A 14,738-nucleotide genomic window follows, 5' to 3' on the forward strand; every position below is an offset into this window, starting at 1 on the left:
GAGGCGCAGGCCCGCTGGCAGGCGCGTCGCGCCTGCACGAGCCTGGCGTCACCGGTCGAAGGGCGGGACGCCGGCGATGAGCTGCCGGCATTCACGGGGTCCGTCGAGTCGATCGGGCCGGCGCTCGCGAGCCGGATGGCCTCCGGCCACGACGCGACCTGTCCCGTGCCGCTCGCGTCGCTGCGCCTCCTGCGGGTCACGCACGTCGACTTCGAGGGCCGCGCCCGACAGGGCGAGCTCGTCGCCCACGCGGAACACGCCGAGGACCTGCTCACCGTGTTCAGGAGCCTGTACCGCGCACGCTGGCCGATCCGGCAGATGCGCCTGGTCAGCGACTATGGCGGCGACGACCTCGCCTCGATGGCCGCCAACAACACCTCGGCGTTCAACTGCCGCCGAGTGCTCGGCCAGCAGCAGTGGTCACGCCACGCGTACGGAGCCGCGGTCGACCTCAACCCCGTGCAGAACCCCTACGTCACCTCGGACCGGGTCCTGCCGCCGGCCGGCACGCAGTTCGACGAGCTCGACCGGTCAGGCAGCGCCGACACCGCGCCCGGGGTCATCCACGACGGCGACGTCGTCGTGGATGCCTTCGAGCAGATCGGCTGGACGTGGGGCGGGCGGTGGCCCGAGCCCGACTTCCAGCACTTCGCAGCGCCCGAGTGATCAGGGCGCGGCGGGCGGCTTCTGGCTCGGCCTCGGGCTGGGCGTCGGCTCGGGATCGGGTGTGGGCTCCGGCGTCGGCTCGGGCGTCGGCTCGGGATCGGGCGTCGGCTCGGGATCGGGCGTGGGCGTCGGCGTCGGACGGGGAGTCGGACGCTCGGTCTTGCGCTCCTTCTTCTCCTTCTTCGGCTCCTCCTTCCTCGGCGGCGGTGCGTTGGAGATCGAGGTGCCCTCCTCGGCCCGGATGTTCGCCCGCGGAGGGAACGTCCCGCACTCGGAGCCCTCCAGCGCCGCGTTCATGTACGTCGAGAACGTCTGGGCCGGGTACGTGCCGCCGAAGAAGGGGTTGAGGTAGCCCTCGAGCTGCTCGTTGCCCTTGCCGCGGTTGTACATGACCGCCGTCGCCAGCTTCGGCGTCGCACCCACGAACCACGAGGACGACACGCGCTGCTCCTCGCTCTTCGCGTCGGTCGCGGTGGCCGTGCCGGTCTTGCCCGCGGTGGGGCAGAACGTGGCCCCGCTGCGACCCGAGCCGCTGCGCACGACCGTCTGCAGCGCCGCGAGCGTGTCGGCCGCGACGTCCTCGTCGATCGCCTGGACCGTCTTCTTGCTGTGCTTGAAGACGCGCGCCCCACGGGAGTCCTCGACCTCCTCGATGACGTACCAGTCGGCGCGCTTGCCCTCGGCGGCGAGCGTCGCGTAGGCGTTGGCCATGTCGACCGGTGCGACGGGGGCGTAGCCCAGCGAGACGCCGATGACCGGCTCGATCGTGTCGATGGTGGCCTGGGGGATGCCCGCTTCCTTGGCCGCGGCGATGATCTTCTTCTCGCCGTCCTCCATCTGGTCCGTCAGGTCGACGAACGCGGTGTTGACCGAGAACTCGGTCGCCCGCTCCAGGTTGATCCTGCCGTAGGACCTGCCCCCGGCGTCGCCCTGGTTCTCGATCACGGCGTCGCCGATGCGGAACGGGGCGTTGCCGTCGAGGCTCGTCTGCAGGCTGTAGCCGTTCTCGAGCGCCGCGACCACCGCGAACACCTTGAACGTCGAGCCCGGCTGGGTGCCCAGCGTCGCCCAGTTGAGCTGGTTCTTGAGGTAGTCGGGTCCGCCGTACATCGCGCGCACCGCGCCCGAGCCCGGCTCCACCGAGACGACGGCGGTGTTGAGCTCGTCGAGCCCGTCGGGCCGGACCTCGTCGATGGCGTCGACGGCCGCGTCCTGCTGGTCCTTGTCGAACGTCGTGACGATGCGGAACCCGCCACCGTCGATCTCGTTGTCGAGGAAGCCCTCGGCGCGCATCTGGCGCTTCACGAGGTCGAGGAGGTGACCCTTGGGGCCACCGAAGCGCTGGTTGGCGCGCTGCTTCTTGAACTTCGGGAACGTGTCGCGGTGCAGATCGGCCTGCTCCTGCGTGATGGAACCCTGCTTCACCATGCCGTCGAGCACGTAGTTGAAGCGCGGCATGACCCGATCCTCGGCACCCTCGGCGTACGGGTCGAAGTACGACGGGTTGTTGATGACGGTGGCCAGGAAGGCCGCCTGGCCGACGTTGAGCTTCGCCGCGGGCTTGCCGAAGTAGGTCTGCGACGCGACCTCGACGCCGTATGCGCCGTTGCCGTAGTAGATCGTGTTGAGGTAGCCCTCGAGGATGTCCTGCTTCTCGAGCTGGTTGTGGATCTTGACCGAGAGGATCGCCTCCTTCACCTTGCGGGTGTAGGAGCGCTCCTGGTTGAGGTAGAGAATCTTGACGTACTGCTGCGTGATGGTCGAGCCGCCGCCGGTGATCTGGCCGCTGGTCGCGTTGTCGCGGGCCGCGCGGACGATGCCCTTGACGTCGATGCCGCGGTTGTCCCAGAACGTGCGGTCCTCGGCCGCGACCACGGCGTCGCGCATGATCTCGGGGATCTCGTCGTACTCGAGGCTGTCGCGGTCCTGCGTCGCGAAGCTGCCGATCTTGGTCTTGCCGTCCGAGTAGTAGACGTTCGTCGTCTCGGTCTGGAACGCGGCGTTGGGGTCGGGGATCTTGATCGTCATGTAGAGGATCGCCACCACGACGGCACCCAGGACGAACCCGAGGATGCCCAGGAACAGGAGCCACCGCAGCACGCGGACGGGCCATGCACCGTTGCCGCCGATGCGCTTCGCGAAGCGCGAGAGCCGGCCCTGCTTCGCCTTCGTGCGAGTTCTCGCCACGAATCGGTTCCTTTCCAACGACGTCTGACAACGCTCCAGTCTGACTGGTGTTCCTGAGAAACCGATGACCGGCCCGATGCGGGTCTTCATGAATCGCATGACGCGATGTATCGTACCGATATAGCCGTTCGTGGCATCGAATCGACGTGATCGTGGAAGGAGGCGGTGATGGCTCGACGTGGAGCAGCGCTTGAACTGGCCGTCCTCGGCCTCCTCGCCGACTCGCCCATGCACGGTTACGAGCTGCGCAAGCACGTCAACGGACTGCTGGGCTGGACCCGGTTGCTGTCCTACGGCACGCTCTACCCCTGCCTCAAGCAGCTCACGCGGGCCGGCCACATCGCGGCCGACACCGAGACGTCCCCGCGGGGCAAGCGCCCTCGCATCGTCTACAGGCTCACCGCCGACGGCAAGGAGTACTTCAGCTCCCTGCTCGAGGACGGCGGCCCGTCGGCGTGGGACGACGACAACTTCGGCGTTCGGTTCGCCCTGTTCGCCCGCACCAGTTCCCCCACGCGCGTGCGCATCCTCGAAGGCCGTCGGTCGCGGCTCGAGGAACGCCTCGAGAACGTCCGTACGGCCTCGGCCCACCGCCGCGAACGCATGGATGCCTACACCCGCGAACTCCAGCGCCACGGCCTCGAGTCGGTCGAGCGCGAGATCAGCTGGCTGACCGAGCTGATCGATCGTGAGCGCGCCGACGCGTTCACGCAGCACGAAGACAACAGCACGACAGACAAGGAAAAGTGAGGTCTCCATGAGTTCGGAGAACAAGGTCCGCGTGGCCATCGTCGGCGTCGGCAACTGCGCCACGTCCCTGGTCCAGGGCGTCGAGTACTACAAGGACGCCGACCCGGAGGGCACCGTCCCCGGGCTCATGCACGTCAAGTTCGGCCCCTACCACGTCAATGACGTCGAGTTCGTCGCCGCGTTCGACGTCGACGCCAAGAAGGTCGGCTTCGACCTGGCCGAGGCCACCCTCGCCAGCGAGAACAACACGATCAAGATCACCGACGTCCCGCCGACCGGCGTGACGGTCCAGCGTGGCCCCACGCTCGACGGCCTGGGCAAGTACTACCTCCAGACGATCGAGGAGTCCGACGCGGCCCCGGTCGACGTCGTCCAGGTCCTCAAGGACACGCAGGCCGACGTGCTGGTGTCCTACCTGCCCGTGGGCTCGGAGGAAGCCGACAAGTTCTACGCGCAGTGCGCGATCGACGCGAAGGTCGCCTTCGTCAACGCGCTGCCCGTGTTCATCGCCTCGGACCCCGAGTGGGCCCAGAAGTTCGAGGACGCCGGCGTCCCGATCATCGGTGACGACATCAAGAGCCAGGTCGGCGCCACCATCACGCACCGCGTCATGGCGAAGCTGTTCGAGGACCGGGGCGTCGCTCTGGACCGCACGTACCAGCTGAACGTCGGCGGCAACATGGACTTCAAGAACATGCTCGAGCGTGAGCGCCTGGAGTCCAAGAAGGTGTCCAAGACGCAGGCCGTCACGTCGAACCTGCACGGCACGCTGGCGGACAAGATCAACGATCGCAACGTCCACATCGGCCCGTCGGACTACGTCGCGTGGCTCGACGACCGCAAGTGGGCGTACGTGCGCCTCGAGGGTCGCGCCTTCGGCGATGCCCCCATCAACCTGGAGTACAAGCTCGAGGTCTGGGACTCGCCGAACTCGGCAGGCATCATCATCGACGCCATCCGCGCGGCGAAGATCGCCAAGGACCGCGGCGTCTCGGGCGCCTTGCTCTCGGCGTCGTCCTACCTGATGAAGTCGCCGCCGGAGCAGCGTCCCGACGACGAGGGCCGCGCCCGCCTCGAGGGCTTCATCGCCGGTACCGAGGAGCGCTGAGCTCGGTTCCCACCACACGAAGGGTCGGTGTCCTGCGGGACGCCGGCCCTTCGTCGTTTCCGGCCTCCGGCGAAGCGGCAGGGGCTGAGGTCAGTGGCCGGCGGCCGAAGAACCGCCGCGCACGCGCCTGATCCCGTTGACCACAGCGACGACGACGGCGCCGACCAGCAGGCCGACGAAGGCCGAGACCGCCGTGTTGGCGACCCACTCGAACGCACCGTCGGCGAACGGCATGATGTCGGCGACCCAGTGCTCGAGGTCGTGGACCTTGCCGTACAACCAGTGCCAGCCGAGGTCGTCCGTGCCGACCAGCAGGATGTGGCCGCCGACCCACAGCATCGCGACGATGCCGATCGTCGCCAGCGCCGAGAGCACCTTCGGCATGGCCTTCACGAGCAGTGTGCCCGTGCGCTTGGCCGCCGCCGACGAGCGCGCGGCCAGGCTGACGCCGACGTCGTCCATCCGGACGATCAGGGCGACCGCGCCGTAGACCAGCGCGGTGATGCCCAGGGCCACGACGACCAGGATGATCGCGCGCGACCAGAACGACTCGCCCGCCACCTCGTTGAGAGAGATGACCATGATCTCGGTCGAGAGGATGAAGTCGGTGCGGATCGCGCCCGAGACGACCTGCTGCTCGGCCTCGGGGCCTTGGGAGCTGCTGGGCTCTTCCTTCTTCTCGTGGTGCGGGTGCAGCAAGTGCCAGATCTTCTCGGCGCCCTCGAAGCACAGATAGGTGCCGCCGAGCATCAGCAGCGGCGTGAGGACCCACGGCAGGAACTGGCTCAGCAGGAGCAGTCCCGGGAGGATGAACAACAGCTTGTTGCGCAGCGAGCCCTTGGCGATCCGGCCGATGATGCTCAGCTCGCGCTTGGGGTCGACACCGTGCACGTAGCGCGGTGTGACCGCCGCGTCGTCGACCACCACGCCTGCGGCCTTCACACTCGCCTTCCCGGCTCCGGCGGCCACGTCGTCGATGGATGCGGCGGCCAATCGCGCCAGTGCAGCCACGTCGTCGAGCAGGGCGACAAGTCCTCCAGCCATGGGGTCAGCGTACGGCCGACCGTTGACAGCCACGACCGGACCGCTCAGGATGGGCCGACCGCTTGGTCCATCTCGGGGAGGATGCCATGTCCAGTCGTCGGCGCACGTTTCACCGCTCGATCGCCACGGTAGGTTCCGTCGCGCTCTCGCTCGGTCTTCTCTCCGCCCTGCCCGCCGACGCCGATGACGCGCGTCCGGCCGTGATCGATGTCGAGGTCGCAACCTCCGGCGCGGCCGCTGCCGGGGCCATGCCGAAGGCGTCCAGCCGGCGCTCGCCGCAGTCCGCGCGCCGGGCTCCCAGCTCGTCGAGCTCGGACCACGCGAGTGGCGCGACCCGCCGAACGGCGCGACTCGCTCGCTTCGTCTCGACGGGAGCGAACCCCTCGGCGGCCTACCAGATGACGCGGGCCGACGTCAGCCAGGACCTCGTCGGTCAACGGCTCACGGCGACCGTCCCGTTCCGGTCCACCCCGGCCGCCGACTCGTACATCTACGTCTTCTTCGGCCAGTGGCGCGGTGGCGAGTGCATCAGGCGCGCGCTGATCGCCGCCGGTGGCAACAACGCCGATGCCGCGGGAACGTTCTACGACGGGCAGGAGAATCCGACCACGAGCTTCGCCGTTTCGCGGTCGCGCTCGGGGTCCACCGTCTCCATCACCTCCGCGGCCAACTCGGCGTTCCGCACCGCGGAATACGACTGCTCCTTCGCCCTCGTCGCCGGCCCGAACGCGACTCCCGTCCACCACGGGCTCGGGGCCGAGAGCCTCGTCACCCACTTCACCCCGCGGCTCGCGATCAAGGGCGGCGAGTCGCTGCACGCCGCCCGCCGGGGCAAGTGGGTCAAGATGCGTCTCGACATCCACAACTCCGGCCGCGCAGACGCGGTCAACACCCGCATCACCGCCGCCGGCAAGGGCCTGCAGATCAAGCCCCGCAGCCGCAGCCTCGGACGGGTGAGCGACCGGTCGACGACGTACGGCGTCACGTTCCACGTGCGCGTCGCCAAGGGCACCAAGGCGCGCAAGATCAACTTCACGGCCACCGCGAACGGCGTGCGCGCCTCGAAGCGCTTCACGATCGGCGTCGCGCCGAGAGCGCAGAGGTACAAGAGCCTCAGCGGCCGGTACTTCTGGGGATTCGCCACGTCCTCGCTGAGCGACTCGTCCGGCTGGGACACCGAGGTCATCTGGTTCCTCAACAAGCGCTGGGCCCACATCGGCGCGCCGAAGAACGGCGTCGTCCCGAAGTGCCGCCGGACCACCAAGGCGTGCAAGAAGTACACGTACAACCGCAAGTCCGGTGTCATGCGCCTCGCGGGCCGCAAGGCCAAGGTCACCACATACGGCTTCTCCTACACCGCGCCGAAGCAGAAGCGCCGCCACTTCGAACCGCTGACCTTCCCGAAGAAGGGCCAACGGATCGGTGCCAACCTGATCAACCAGGACTGGAGCGGTCAGTGCGTGCTCATGTGCACCGCCACGACCACGTACCTGACGCTCGACCGCAAGGGTCGCTTTGTCCGCACCGGCTTCTCGGTGGGCTCGTGGCCGGGTCTCGGGTCGTCCTGGTCGAGCATCCCGCCCGACAAGCGCGGCACCTACCGGATGATCAGCCGTGGCCGGATCGAGATGCGCTTCGCCGACGGCAAGATCGAGCGACGCCGCATCGGCCTGAACCACAACGCGCTCAACCGGCCGTCCGCCGCGAGCGGTGTCGTCCTGGGGGACATGAACTTCTATCACTATGACTGACGCCCCCGATAGGGTTCTCGGCATGGTCATGGGCTTCGGGATCGACATCGGTGGCACGGGCACGAAGGGTGCCCCGGTCAACCTCGAGAAGGGCAAGCTGGAGGCGGACCGCTTCCGCATCCCCACGCCGAAGCCGGCGACCCCCGAAGCCGTCGCCGAGGTCGCGCGACAGATCGTCGAGCACTTCCCCGAGGCGGCCGACGTCCCCCAGATCGGCGTCGCGATCCCGGCGGTCGTGCAGCACGGCGTGGCCCGGTCGGCCGCGAACATCGACCCGACCTGGATCGACACCGACGTCGACGCGCTGTTCACCGAGGTGCTGGGCCGCCAGGTCCACGTCGTGAACGACGCCGATGCCGCCGGAGTGGCCGAGAACGACCACGGCGCCGCCCGCGAGGAGCACGGCCTCGTGTGCGTCATCACGCTCGGCACGGGCATCGGCTCGGCCCTCATCAACGCCGGCACGCTCGTGCCGAACACCGAGTTCGGTCACCTCGAGGTCGACGGACACGCGAATGTCGAGACCTGGTGCGCGGCCAGCGCCTACGAGCGCGAGGAGCTCTCGTGGGCGCAGTGGGCGGAGCGCCTGCAGATCTACTTCAGTCACCTCGAGCGGATCCTGTCGCCCGACCTGTTCGTCGTCGGCGGCGGCGTGAGCAAGAACAGCGACGAGTTCCTGCCCCTGCTCGACCTGCGCACGCCGATCGTCCCGGCCAAGCACCGCAACAACGCCGGCATCATCGGCGCCGCCGCCCTCGGCGAGCGCGGCTGACGGTTTCCCCGGTTAAGTAGGTTTCCTGGCACTTCGCGAGGGTTGCGATCCTCGAGAAGTGACAGGAAACCTCGTCCAGTGCGCCTCTGCGGTTCCGCCGGGGCTCAGCTCTCGGTCTGGACATCGAACGTCCGAGGCGGCCGCCGCACCGCGACTGAGCGAGGTTTCCCAGCACTTCTCGAGGATCGCAACCCTCGTGAAGTGAGGGAGAACCTACTTAACCGGGGAAACCGTCACCCGAGCAGCGCGTGCAGGGCGTGCTCCATCAGCCGGCGGCAGCGGTCGGCGGGGTAGCCGTGGTCGTCGTACATCAGTGACCAGGCGTTCCAGCTGACGGCGACGGTCATCGCGTCCAGCAGGACCTCGGGGTCGGGCGCCTGCTCGAGCTCGGTCGCGAAGGTGGTCTCGAGGTCGGTGCGGACCCGCCGGATGTGGCCCTCGCGGCTCGCGCGCAGGGCGACGTAGTCGGGCTCGCCCAGCACGGCGGCGCGTGCGGCCGGCGCGATGTTGACCAGGCGCCGCTCGCGCTCGGCACAGAAGTTGGCGATCCGCTCGTCCAGCGCAGCGGAGGGGTCGATCTCCTCGCGCAGCTCGTCGTCGAGGCGGAACCAGTGGTCGACGGTGCTGCCGAGCAGGCTCTCCATGTCGCGGAAGTTCGACCACAAAGTTCGGCGCGACACCCCGGCGCGCTCGGCGATCAGCGCGGCGGTCGGCTTGAGGACGCCCTCGCGCAGCAGGTCCACGTGCGCTTGCACGATCAGGGCACGGGTGCGCTCGCTGCGCTGCATCCGGCCGTCCGTCTGGCGATATTCCATTGACGTCACTGCTCCATGATCCCCCACGACGACAGGCCTTCACCCAATCGTCACCAAGTTTCGACACACCAAGTGTAGATAGTTCGTGACTTGGCTCACAAACCTATGTGAGGATGTCGTCACGTTCCTGCGAGGGGCTGTCGACGAATGAGGGAGGGAACGTGCTGAGTGTCAAGAACCTGGAGGTCGTCTACAACGACGTCATCCTGGTCCTGCGTGGCGTGAGCCTGACGGTTCCGCAAGGCAACATCGTGGCGCTGCTGGGGGCCAACGGCGCCGGCAAGACCACGTTGCTGCGCGCGCTGTCGGGACTGCTGGACATCCACGACGGAGAGATCACCAAGGGCGAGGTCATGCTGCGTGACACCCCGATCCACACGGCCGACGCGCCGAAGATCGTGTCCGCGGGGCTCGGCCAGGTGCTCGAGGGCCGCCGCGTGTTCGCGGAGTTCACCGTGGAGGAGAACCTGCGCGTCGGTGGCCACACCCGCCGCGGCAACCTCAACGAGGGGATCGAGGACGTCTACGGGCTCTTCCCCGTCCTGAAGGAGCGCCGCAAGAGCACCGCCGGCTACCTCTCGGGCGGCGAGCAGCAGATGCTGGCGATGGGTCGCGCGCTGGTCGCCCAGCCCGAGATCCTGCTGCTCGACGAGCCCAGCCTCGGCCTCGCGCCGCGCATCGTGGCACAGATCAAGGACATCGTGGTGCAGATCAACGAGCGCGGCACGACCGTCCTGCTGGTCGAGCAGAACGCCACCATGGCGCTGTCGATCGCCCAGCACGGCTACGTCATGGAGCACGGCAAGATCGTGATGGACAAGCCCGCCGCCGAGCTCCTCGACGACGACGACATCCGCGACTTCTACCTGGGCCGCGGTGATGCCACCACCAGCTACCGCGACACCAAGCACTACAAGAGGCGGAAGCGGTGGCTCTCGTGAACCCGGTTGTGAGCCTGCGCGGCGTCGAGCTGGCGTTCTCGGGGGTCAAGGCTCTCCAGGGAGTGGACTTCGACGTCTTCCCCGATGAGCTCTTCGCGGTGATCGGCCCGAACGGCGCCGGCAAGACCTCGATCTTCAACGTGCTCTCGGGCGTCTACCGCCCCCAGCAGGGCACCGTCGAGTTCGACGGCGCCGACATCCGGGGCATGCGACCGCACAAGATCGCGAACCTCGGCATGGCGCGCACGTTCCAGAACATCGAGCTGTTCGAGAACCTCGACGTCGTCGACAACCTGATGCTCGGCCGGCACGCCCACCTGGGCTACGGCTGGGCCTCCGCGGTCGCGTGGCTGGGCAAGGCCAAGCGGGCCGAGGTCGCCAACCGGCGCCGCGTCGAGGAGATCATCGACTTCCTCGAGATCGAGGGCTACCGCCAGCTGCCCGTCGGCATGCTCCCCTACGGCATCCAGAAGCGCATCGAGCTCGGTCGCGCCCTCGCGATGGAGCCCAAGCTGCTGCTGCTGGACGAGCCGGTCGCCGGCATGAACGGCGAGGAGACCGAGGACATGGCGCGGTTCATCCTCGACATCCGCGACGAGCTGCACATCCCGATGATCCTCGTCGAGCACGACATGGGCCTCGTCATGGACCTGGCCGACCGCGTCATGGCGATGGACTTCGGCAAACCCGTCGCCACCGGCACCCCGCACGAGGTGCAGACCCATTCCGACGTCATCAGGGCCTATCTCGGGCCCGTCGACGACTCCGTCGTCGCCGAGCTGCAGGAGGATCTCGCATGAACGCGGCCATCGACACGCTGCCGAAGCGGATCCGCGCCCGTGCCCAGGACACCCCCGACAAGATCGCGATGCGCGAGAAGGACCTGGGCCTGTGGGAGGAGGTCACCTGGGCCGAGTACTGGGACCGCTCCACGCTCGTCGGCCACGCCCTCATGGCGATCGGCGTCGAGGTCGGCGACCGGGTCGCGGTGCACAGCGAGAACCGACGCGAGTGGCTCTACAGCGACATCGGCATCACCGCGATCCGCGCGGCCACGGTCGGGCTCTACCCGACGAACCCCGCGCCCGAGGTGCTGCACGTGCTGCGTGACTCCGGCGCGTGCGTGCTGATCGCCGAGGACCAGGAGCAGGTCGACAAGTACCTCGAGATCGCCGACGAGCTGCCCGACCTGCGCACGGTCGTCCACGTCGACCACCGCGGCATCCAGGGGCGGTACGACCACCCCAAGCTGATGGCGTGGGAGGACTTCCTCGCGCTGGGCGAGCAGCACCGCGGCGAGCACCCCGACGCGCTGACCGAGCGCCTCGAGTCCGCGTCCCCCGAGGACCTGGCGACCCTGGTCTACACGTCCGGCACCACCGGACCGCCCAAGGGCGCGATGCTGTCGATCGCCAACATCGAGTTCGTCATCGGGACGCTGCAGAGCGGCGGCGCCTTCGTCGACCCACCCGCGAGCGACCGCGACCTCGTCGTGTCGTACCTGCCGCTGTGCCACGTCGCCGAGCGCGTCTTCACGACGTGGTTCAACGCGGCCGTCGGCTCGCAGGTCAACTTCGCCGAGTCGATCGAGACCGTCCAGCAGGCGCTGCGCGAGGTGCAGCCGACCCTGTTGTTCGGCGTTCCGCGCATCTGGGAGAAGGTCGCCGCCGGCGTCCACATCCGGATGAGCGGTGCGTCGTGGTTCAAGCGCAAGAACTTCGACTTCTGGATGAAGCGCGCCGCGTGGATCGGGCGCACGCTGGTGGAGAACCAGGGCAACCACACCGCGGCGACCCGTGCCGTGTACGCGATCGGCTGGGTCTGCCTCTACCGGCCGCTGCGAGAGCGACTCGGCCTGGCCAAGGTGCGGTACGCCGCGTCGGGTGCCGCGCCGATCGCGCCCGAGGTGCTCGAGTTCTTCATGGGCATCGGCGTCCCGATGCACGAGGTCTACGGCATGACCGAGAACTCCGCCGTCGCGACGGCCAACATGGCCGGCCGCGTCAAGGTCGGCACCGTCGGCGAGCCCCAGGTCGGCACGGAGGTGCGGATCGACGAGCAGACCGGCGAGATCCTCACGCGGCACGCCGGCACCTTCGTCGGCTACTGGCGCAACCCCGAGGCCACCGCCCGCACGATCGACCCGGACGGCTGGCTGCACACCGGCGACGTCGGCGAGTGGGTCGACGGCACGCACATCAAGATCACGGACCGGATCAAGGACATCATCATCACCGCAGGCGGCAAGAACATCAGTCCCAGCGAGATCGAGAACAGCCTCAAGGCGTCGCCGTACATCAAGGAGGCGATCGTCATCGGCGACCGTCGCAAGTACCTGACGGCGCTGATCGGGATCGAGCTGGACACGGTCGGCAACTGGGCCCAGCAGCGCAAGCTCGGGTTCACGACCTACCGCGACCTCTCCGAGAAGCCCGAGGTCCGCGAGCTGGTCCAGTCGGTCGTCGACGAGACCAACCTCAAGTTCGCCAGCGTCGAGACGATCAAGCGCTTCGCGATGCTGCCCAAGGAGCTCGATCACGAGGAGGGCGAGTTGACCGCCACGCAGAAGATCAAGCGCTCGGCGATCACCGAGCGGTTCGCGGTCGAGATCGAGGGCCTCTACGCCGGGGTGAGCGCATGACGACATTTCTCCAGTCCCTGCTGAACGGCTTCGCGCAGGGATCGATCTACGCGCTGCTCGCGCTGGGCTACGTGATGATCTTCAAGGCCACGCACGTCATCAGCTTCGCCCAGCCGGCGCTCATGGTGTGTGGCGGACTGTTCGCGTATCACGCCACCAGCGTGTGGGACCTGCCGTTCTGGCCGGCCCTGCTGGTCGCGATCATCCTCGGCGCCCTGCTGGGCATGCTGGTCGAGCGGCTGGCACTGCGGCCGATGGTGGGCAAGCCGGTGTTCACGCTGGCGATCATCACGATCGGCGTCGACATCGTCCTGCGCATCTTCACGAACCGCTACATGGGTCCGGACCCGCGTTCGGTCCCGTACCCCAACGGCAGCGAGCGCTTCGAGTTCTTCGGGCTGTCCATCTCGCACCAGCGGCTCGGCCTGATGGCCGTCACGATCGTCACGGTCATCGCGCTGGGCCTGTTCTTCCGGTACGCCAAGACCGGCTTGGCGATGCGGGCCACGGCCCTCAACCAGGAGACGGCGCTCGCCCAGGGCATCCGCGTGGGCACGATGTTCGCCCTCGCGTGGGCCATCGCGGGCGGCCTGGCCGCGATCGCCGGCACGTTCGTCGCGGCGACCGGCGCCGGCCTCGAGCAGAACACCTGGATCATCGCGCTCAAGGCACTGCCGGCGATCATCATCGGCGGCCTCGACAGCATCCCGGGCGCCGTGATCGGCGGCCTGCTGGTGGGCATCGTCGAGTCCCTCACGGCGGTCTACCAGCCCGACGTGGCGCCGTGGCTGGGCAACAACTTCGCCCTCGTCGCCCCGTACGCGCTGATGTTCCTGATCCTGCTGGTCAAACCCTATGGACTCTTCGGCACCAAGGAGGTGGAGCGCGTATGAGCACGACCCTGCGCTCGGCGCCCTCGACCAAGGCCCGCAAGGCCACCGGCGTCCGCGGCCGTCCCCTGCTGCGCACCAGCTACGGCCAGGACCTGGCACTGGCGAACACGGGAGCGAAGCGTCGCGGCGTCATCGGGATCGTCATCGCCTCGTTCGTGGTCCCGTTCCTGCTGACCGACGACCTGCTGCAGGTCCTGACGCTCGGCATGATCTCGGCCGTCGGAGCGATCGGCCTCAACCTGGTCACCGGCTACGCCGGGCAGGTCTCGCTGGGGCACGCGTTCTTCATCGGCGTCGGCGCCTACACGGGGGCCGTGCTGGGTGGCGATCCCGATGGCGCGGTGCTCGGCTACGGCCTGCCGATGTGGATCTGGTTGCCGGCCGCGGGCGTCGTCGCCGCCCTCGCCGGACTCCTGGTCGGTCCCCTCGCCGTGCGACTGCGCGGCCTCTACCTGGCGATCGTCACGCTCGGCCTGGTGTTCCTGGGAGACCACATCTTCCGCGAGGCACGGAACATCACCGGCGGTCCCGGTGTCGGTCGCCGCGGCGCCGAGCTCGAGCTGTTCGGGATCGACTTCGCGTCGATGGAGCCGATCTCGGGACTCTCGCGCGGGCAGGCCCAGTTCTTCCTGGCGCTGGTCTTCCTGATCGTCTTCGCCGTGCTGGGCCGCAACATCGCCCGCTCGGGCGTGGGCCGCGCGTTCGGTGCGGTGCGCGACCGCGACGTGGCCGCCGCCGTCATCGGCGTCGACCTGACGAAGTTCAAGGTCATGGCCTTCGCGATGTCGTCGTTCTTCGCCGGTGTCACCGGCGCCCTCTACTACGCCGTGATCGGCGTCTTCGAGCCCGGCGCCTTCAGCCTGCTGCTGTCGGTCCAGTACCTCGCGATGGTGCTGATCGGCGGAGTCGCCACGATCAGTGGCTCGATCATGGGCGCGCTGTTCATCGCGCTGCTGCCGCGGATCAGCCAGTTCCTGGCCCACTACGTGCCGGGCGAGCTGCTGACGGTGTTCCAGTTGGAGGCGATCCTCTACGGCGCGCTGATCATCGGCTTCCTGATCTTCGAACCGCGCGGACTGTTCGGGATCTGGACCCGGATCCGCAATTACTGGAAGGGCTGGCCCTTCTCCTACTAGACCCGGCCGCGAGGCCGCCGGCGGTGCGACCGCA

Annotated in this window: 13 protein-coding genes; 10 read left to right on the forward strand and 3 right to left on the reverse strand. The window is 68.3% G+C overall.

The window, feature by feature from the left end; genetic code table 11:
* On the forward strand, nt 1-666 hold a 666-nt coding region (locus RT323_RS08990), incomplete at its 5' end, for a M15 family metallopeptidase (protein ID WP_313407278.1).
* On the opposite strand, the gene RT323_RS08995 is transcribed toward RT323_RS08990, so the two are convergent.
* Nucleotides 667-2,853: a transglycosylase domain-containing protein gene (locus RT323_RS08995; RefSeq protein ID WP_313407281.1), complete on the reverse strand. Its 2,187-nt coding sequence runs from the start codon at nt 2,851-2,853 to the stop codon at nt 667-669.
* 168 nt (nt 2,854-3,021) lie between these two features.
* Here RT323_RS08995 and RT323_RS09000 point away from each other — a divergent pair, with 168 nt between their 5' ends.
* Both RT323_RS09000 and RT323_RS09005 read left to right on the forward strand, forming a co-directional pair.
* On the forward strand, nt 3,022-3,603 hold the full coding sequence (locus RT323_RS09000) for a PadR family transcriptional regulator (RefSeq protein ID WP_313407283.1): 582 nt from the start codon (nt 3,022-3,024) through the stop codon (nt 3,601-3,603).
* 7 nt (nt 3,604-3,610) lie between these two features.
* A complete protein-coding gene (locus RT323_RS09005) occupies nt 3,611-4,711 on the forward strand; it encodes an inositol-3-phosphate synthase (protein ID WP_313407285.1) in 1,101 nt (366 codons plus the stop codon).
* A gap of 90 nt (nt 4,712-4,801) precedes the next feature.
* Here the strand turns inward: RT323_RS09005 and RT323_RS09010 are convergent, their stop codons facing one another.
* Nucleotides 4,802-5,755 (reverse strand): DUF808 domain-containing protein, encoded by a 954-nt coding sequence (locus tag RT323_RS09010; RefSeq protein ID WP_313407288.1) that lies wholly within the window; start codon nt 5,753-5,755, stop codon nt 4,802-4,804.
* Nucleotides 5,756-5,841: 86 nt separating this feature from the next.
* Here RT323_RS09010 and RT323_RS09015 point away from each other — a divergent pair, with 86 nt between their 5' ends.
* Nucleotides 5,842-7,506, forward strand: coding sequence for a hypothetical protein (locus tag RT323_RS09015; protein WP_313407291.1), 1,665 nt, complete (start codon nt 5,842-5,844; stop codon nt 7,504-7,506).
* 22 nt (nt 7,507-7,528) lie between these two features.
* Nucleotides 7,529-8,278 (forward strand): polyphosphate--glucose phosphotransferase, encoded by a 750-nt coding sequence (ppgK, locus tag RT323_RS09020; RefSeq protein ID WP_313407293.1) that lies wholly within the window; start codon nt 7,529-7,531, stop codon nt 8,276-8,278.
* A 233-nt stretch (nt 8,279-8,511) separates the two neighbouring features.
* Here the strand turns inward: ppgK and RT323_RS09025 are convergent, their stop codons facing one another.
* Nucleotides 8,512-9,093 (reverse strand): TetR/AcrR family transcriptional regulator, encoded by a 582-nt coding sequence (locus RT323_RS09025; protein WP_313407295.1) that lies wholly within the window; start codon nt 9,091-9,093, stop codon nt 8,512-8,514.
* A gap of 113 nt (nt 9,094-9,206) precedes the next feature.
* Between RT323_RS09025 and RT323_RS09030 the strand changes: the two genes are divergently transcribed.
* Genes RT323_RS09030 through RT323_RS09050 form a run of 5 tightly spaced genes read left to right on the forward strand, consistent with a single transcriptional unit; the run spans nt 9,207 to nt 14,704 of the window.
* Nucleotides 9,207-10,034, forward strand: coding sequence for an ABC transporter ATP-binding protein (locus tag RT323_RS09030; protein WP_313407297.1), 828 nt, complete (start codon nt 9,207-9,209; stop codon nt 10,032-10,034).
* On the forward strand, nt 10,031-10,834 hold the full coding sequence (locus RT323_RS09035; RefSeq protein ID WP_313407300.1) for an ABC transporter ATP-binding protein: 804 nt from the start codon (nt 10,031-10,033) through the stop codon (nt 10,832-10,834). The genes RT323_RS09030 and RT323_RS09035 overlap by 4 nt, the downstream gene beginning before the upstream one ends.
* Nucleotides 10,831-12,675, forward strand: a complete 1,845-nt coding sequence (locus tag RT323_RS09040) for an AMP-binding protein (RefSeq protein WP_313407303.1) — start codon at nt 10,831-10,833, stop codon at nt 12,673-12,675. Before RT323_RS09035 ends, RT323_RS09040 begins: the two co-directional genes overlap by 4 nt.
* The gene (locus tag RT323_RS09045) at nt 12,672-13,568 is read left to right on the forward strand and encodes a branched-chain amino acid ABC transporter permease (RefSeq protein ID WP_313407305.1); all 897 of its coding nucleotides are present in this window, start codon (nt 12,672-12,674) and stop codon (nt 13,566-13,568) included. Before RT323_RS09040 ends, RT323_RS09045 begins: the two co-directional genes overlap by 4 nt.
* Nucleotides 13,565-14,704, forward strand: a complete 1,140-nt coding sequence (locus RT323_RS09050; protein ID WP_313407308.1) for a branched-chain amino acid ABC transporter permease — start codon at nt 13,565-13,567, stop codon at nt 14,702-14,704. Before RT323_RS09045 ends, RT323_RS09050 begins: the two co-directional genes overlap by 4 nt.
* Nucleotides 14,705-14,738: the final 34 nt, after the last annotated feature.

It is taken from the genome of Aeromicrobium sp., assembly GCF_032084975.1.
GTDB lineage: Bacteria > Actinomycetota > Actinomycetes > Propionibacteriales > Nocardioidaceae > Aeromicrobium.